At 31.7% G+C, this 5,303-nt stretch carries 5 protein-coding genes; 1 reads left to right on the top strand and 4 read right to left on the bottom strand.

All coding sequences use genetic code 11. From position 1 onward, the window contains the following. Positions 1 to 68: 68 nt before the first annotated feature. From JZO85_RS22765 to JZO85_RS22780, 4 genes are all read right to left on the bottom strand, one after another. A complete protein-coding gene (locus tag JZO85_RS22765) occupies positions 69 to 287 on the bottom strand; it encodes a DNA modification system-associated small protein (protein WP_207110799.1) in 219 nt (72 codons plus the stop codon). Further along, positions 280 to 2,388, bottom strand: coding sequence for a DEAD/DEAH box helicase family protein (locus tag JZO85_RS22770; RefSeq protein ID WP_207110800.1), 2,109 nt, complete (start codon positions 2,386 to 2,388; stop codon positions 280 to 282). The genes JZO85_RS22765 and JZO85_RS22770 overlap by 8 nt, the downstream gene beginning before the upstream one ends. A 2-nt stretch (positions 2,389 to 2,390) precedes the next feature. Further along, on the bottom strand, positions 2,391 to 2,921 hold the full coding sequence (locus tag JZO85_RS22775; RefSeq protein ID WP_207110801.1) for a hypothetical protein: 531 nt from the start codon (positions 2,919 to 2,921) through the stop codon (positions 2,391 to 2,393). Between the two features lie 516 nt (positions 2,922 to 3,437). Next, positions 3,438 to 4,385 carry a DNA-methyltransferase gene (locus JZO85_RS22780; protein ID WP_207110802.1) on the bottom strand — a complete coding sequence of 316 codons (948 nt, stop codon included), beginning with the start codon at positions 4,383 to 4,385 and terminating at the stop codon, positions 3,438 to 3,440. A 487-nt stretch (positions 4,386 to 4,872) separates the two neighbouring features. Here JZO85_RS22780 and JZO85_RS22785 point away from each other — a divergent pair, with 487 nt between their 5' ends. Beyond that, entirely contained in the window at positions 4,873 to 5,262 is a 390-nt protein-coding gene (locus JZO85_RS22785) for a GyrI-like domain-containing protein (protein WP_207110803.1), read from the top strand. Positions 5,263 to 5,303 lie beyond the last annotated feature (41 nt).

Consider the following 5,303-nt stretch of genomic DNA (forward strand, 5'->3'; position numbering starts at 1 on the left):
TTTTCCAAATTCAATAATTTGTGTTCCTTTAAACGGTCCAAAATTAGTAATAGTCAACTTATCAAACCTTAACATTCAGTCGCCCCCTCAATATCATTCTCAATATACTCTTTGATTATTTTTTTCGTTCTCTCTCTTCCTTTAGAACGACTATCGCTTTCCAAATATTCAAACTGAATATCTACAATACTATCAAATAGTTCTGACGATATATTGGGATATTTTTCACTTCTAATTTTTTCTAAGGCTTGCTTAATTTCATCCAAATTATTACTTTCTTTATTCAATCTCCATTCCCCCATTTAAGTAATCCTTATAATTTATATCATAGTCTAATGCTATAAGTTTTAACTCAGTTATACATCCGGGATTTTCTGCCCAATTGCCAAATTGAATAGCACGTGAAAGTTCTCCAAACACTATATTGTTGCTATTTCCACTATATTCGTTACAATTAGGCAATACCACTACATCATATATATGAGCAAAGTTTTTCCCTTTGCTCTTCCTAAGCACTCTTCCCCTTCGTTGAATAAACTCTCGTGGATTCTTTGAAGAAGCAATAATCAAAGCATGTGTAGTAGATGGAATATCGACTCCTTCATCTAAGCATTTTATAGAAACTAGTACTCCACCATGTTTCTCAAAGTACTCGAGTGTTGTAGCACGATCACCGCTCATTTCTGCATAATATTCATAAGCATCAATATTTTCATTTTCCGCTAATTGTCTGATGGTCTTTAATTGTTTGATATTATCACAGTAAATTATCCATTTTTGATCTTTATCAAAATTATTTTTCAATATATTAATTGCTAAAAGAATTTTGTTTTCAGCATTTTTTAAAATTCTAGCACGCTTAATTAATAACTGATCAAGTTGAAACGAAAGTTTTTCATCTACTATTTTTTCAGCTAACTTTCTTGCGTACAACTTTGCAATATTTAAAGAGATTTTTTCCCATTCCTCTTGTTCATCACTAGTTAAAAAAGTAGTTTCTGGATGATAAAAATATCTTGTGAGTACTCCATCGTTAATAGCATTTTCCAGAGTATATTCTGGTTTAATTAATCCATTAAAGTAATCAAATATCTTTTTAGTTCCTTCTTCATCGCCGAACCTTTCAGGTGTAGCAGACAATCCCAAACGGGCTCCAGCGAAAATTTTGAAAATATTTTGTCTACGCTCACTGCCAAGACGGTGAACTTCATCCGCAACAATTAACAGATGATTACCACCAGTGATATTTTTAATAAATATTTCATTTGCGGCTGTATCTATCATAGCAATGATCACTTTATTTACATTACTATTTGATCGTGTCCAATTTGCCAATAGTCCTTTATTTTTCCAACTGTTGTTGCCGTCCCCACACAGAAGAAAGTGAATTTTCATTTCTGGAATATTTTCTTCAATCTCTTTTTTCCAATGGTAAAGTAATTCTTTTGAAGGGACCAATACAAGAGTAGTTTCGCCTTTAAGAAGACTATTCTTTATACCACAAATGGCCGTAAATGTTTTACCACTACCAGTTGCATGTTTCAAAATACCTCTTCTATTTTTTTTTTCCCAATTATCAAGTGCTTCAACTTGATGTTCTAATGGTGTTTTACCATGCTGGGAAGGCTTCCAATATTCAGTACGAGAAATTCGAACCTGGATTTCCTCTAATAATTTATTTAAATCATCTTTTTTAGCGATTTCAAAAACGGACTGCTCAAAAGCATCAGGTATTTCATAAATAGAAATGCTATCTTTTTCTTTTCCATCCCATATTCGATTGAAAAGACTCGCTGCGTCATAGACTCTTGATGATTCTTTTCCACCATCCCAACTTTGAAAAACATCTACAGATTCTATATTTCCATCATTAGATAACCCTTTAAATGTTTCATTGAATGAACCTCTGAAGCCAACTGCATTATCTTTATCATCATAAAAAATGCCAATTTTATCATGTAGCATACTGTTAACAGATGGGTGAACATCGTTCTTCACTATTCCAATTTTTATACTAAGAATTTTGTTAGCTATTAGACATGCTAACAGTCTAGATGGTAAATTTAAATTTTCGTTTACTAGCATTTCTTTTAATTCTTGATCTAATCTTTCTGCTATCAAACTATTATTTTTCGCATCTTCACCCTTTTTTAATGATTCTTGATCTTCTATAGACAGTATTGGTGAACATATGATTCGTAAACGTCCTCCATTTGAAATAAACTCTTTTAAAGCATCCCAGGCAATAACATAAACTGTACTTCCGAAAAAACCAGATATCCTATCATAAGAAATTGAACTTCGCATGCATGGTAGATAGAACTCTGCTGCAATATCATCGTCAATCCTATTATATGAACTTTTAAACTCGTATTTTGAAAGACTCATTTTTATTCCTCCAATAGCAAATCGATATCTACTTCTATTCGTTTTTGGATAGCTTCGATCAATTTTTTTTGTTTAGACAATATTACAGTTTCATCATTACCTCTTTTTTTAAAAGTAAACATTGGTTCCATCTCCGTTTGAAGAATAGCTTTCAAACTTATTTGCACATTAGTACTGTATGCGAATTCCATATGCTTTTTTAACTCCCAAAGTATAAAAACCCCATCAGCGATATCCCCTGTAACTGATGCAAAACCAACTAGAAGTGTTTTTATATTAAGTTCCAATTCAAACTTCCCTCTCTGTCCTCTTCGTTGATTAGGAAGAATTAACTGGCTTTTAAATTCGCCTGTTTGTCTTGCTCCAATAGGATTAGTGCAATTATACATGTAAACTTTAATGCAATTGTTATACGGAGGCTTCAGTTTGACTATAAGAGGTTTGATGTTAGTAGAGCTGTGTGACTCAACAACTTCTCCTAAGGAGTCTAAAAATAGCTTATTAAGCATTTCGACATTCAATTTACTACTCAAAATATCAACTCCTTTTCCATCTTAATTCACTTCCTAATAAAAAATAATGATTTTCATCACTTAGTATATCATTAATCTTTGTAGTATTATAATCAATTTAACAGCATAGATTATCTATAAATATTCGAAATCGATGAAATCTTCAGTCGTGTCCCTGTAAGATTCTTCACAGTGTATATATGATAAATCAGACTAATGAAACTAAGCAAATACATCCTTAATTTAATGAAACAATTATAGTTCGTCTAATCAATTAATAATTCACGTAAAAACAAAAAGGAAAAACCTCAAAGAATAAACTTTGAGGTGAAATTTGACTTCATTCCATTTTTTAATGTTTCAATAAACCCGAAATATCAAGAAATAAATCTATCACTCTAGAAACAACAGTATATGATGCAAAGGGTTCAAATAATTTCAATTCATCAGTTTTACTAATTTCCAGAGTTTCGGAAAAATTAGACATCGTAACTCGGCTATACGACTTTTTCCAATTCCTCAAGAATAGATTATTTACTAAAGATCAACCTTATCTCCATTTTTCATTTTTTTATACATGTTTTCAGCCATTATAGAATTTTCCAAAAATCGGAAGATAGAAGCAGTTGCATAATCTTCATTCAATTCACAAGAAATCCAATGTCGATTCAAGTCTTCAGCAACTCTCCCTGTAGTGTTTGATCCGGCAAATATATCTACAACCAAGTCCTCTTCGTCAGTAAGAAATTTGATGAAAAATTCCGGTAACTTACTGGGGAAGCGTGCAGGATGGCTCTTTATTCCAAGTTTCTTACCAATCTCCTTATAAATTTTGAAATAATTTGTATTGCTTTCTGTATTAGCGATTTGTAAAAGATTTGAAGGGATCGCGCCTCCATTATCTCTTCCAAATTTTTCACTAATATTATGTCCAGAGGGTCTTTCTTTCGGTGTGTAATACTTTTCACTATTAACTAAAAGCTTTTTCATACTTTTGGAATAAGGAACCAAAACATTATTCACATTAGCTTTAGGTCTTTCACTTTTAGAAAACCACCAAATTGTATTTACTGAATCCTTTGCTCTAATCTTTCCTTTATTAACCCAAGCAATCGGAGAAGGCAATTTAGACGGATTATACCAAAAGAATTCTTCAGCCAGATGATAATTCAATACATCACAAAAATGAATTAAAACTCGATAATTATATAATGAACGCACAGGAAGTCCTTTTCTATAAGCACCTCCTAAATCAATTACTAAGCTACCATCATCTTTTAATTTGTCTCTAGCAATTTCCCCAAACTCTGCAAGCCATTCTACATATTCATCTTCGTCTTTATTTCCATATTCCTTTTTTCTTAAAAGCGCAAATGGTGGAGAGGTAATTATTAAATTTATTGAATTATCTTCAAATTCTCTTAATAACTCTAAAGAATCTCCATGATAAGCCTTTCCAAGTTTTGTCGAATAAATATTTTTCATTGTTACACCACTTTCCATACCATTATACATATTTTTCGCGTACTGTGTGACAAATTTCTTTTTTTTATCTTGAGCGCAGAATTTATAGTATAGAACGCCTTAGTTTATGGTGCACAGATCCATAACAACTGTCCTAAAGTTTTGCTACAGGCAGAATGACAATCATTATAGTCAAAAAGAGCTACATCTCTTTTGAGAACAATTTAATTATTGAAAGTCAGCAATGTAATTTTTTTACCAGTAATTCACTGAATAAATTCGCTCGAGATTCAATGTTCTAGTTCTCTGGTATTCCATGTTATTACCCATCAATTTTTCTCATATAACGACTAGCACACTCAAATATCTCATACTCAGCCTGGTTTGCCACTTAAAATAATCAAGAGAATGTTACAAGAAGATGATATGGCGTTCTTGGAGTTTCATTACGACTTAAAGATGAACGAGATTCAAGATGAAATTGATGTTTTAAAGAAGAAAAAAGCGATTGTTGAATTGTATCAAAAAAAATAAAGAGCAAAATTACTTTGAAAAATATAGTATAACATTAAAAACTGTACCCAATAGAGATGTATTGTCTATTAGAAAAATAGTTTCTTCTTATGAAAATGAGCATCAGCTTGAGAATGATTTACATGCAGAGTTTGTCAAACAAGATGTAAAAATGGCGAACCCTCCCTCTGGAATGACGATCTATCATGACAAAGAGTACAAAGAAAGTGATGTCGACATTGAAATTCAAAGTAATATCATCGGACAGTATCAAGACACTGATGAAGTAAAATTTTACAATGCTCCAGAATTTATCATAACTTCTGTCATTTTTAATGGAGATTTTAATCAAATGCCTAACGTCACTCAAGCGCTCGCATCATGAATTGAATCAAATGATTACAAGATAACTGTAAGCGTCATATA

This window comes from Candidatus Enterococcus murrayae (genome assembly GCF_017315985.1).
Taxonomy (GTDB): Bacteria; Bacillota; Bacilli; order Lactobacillales; family Enterococcaceae; genus Enterococcus_A; species Enterococcus_A murrayae.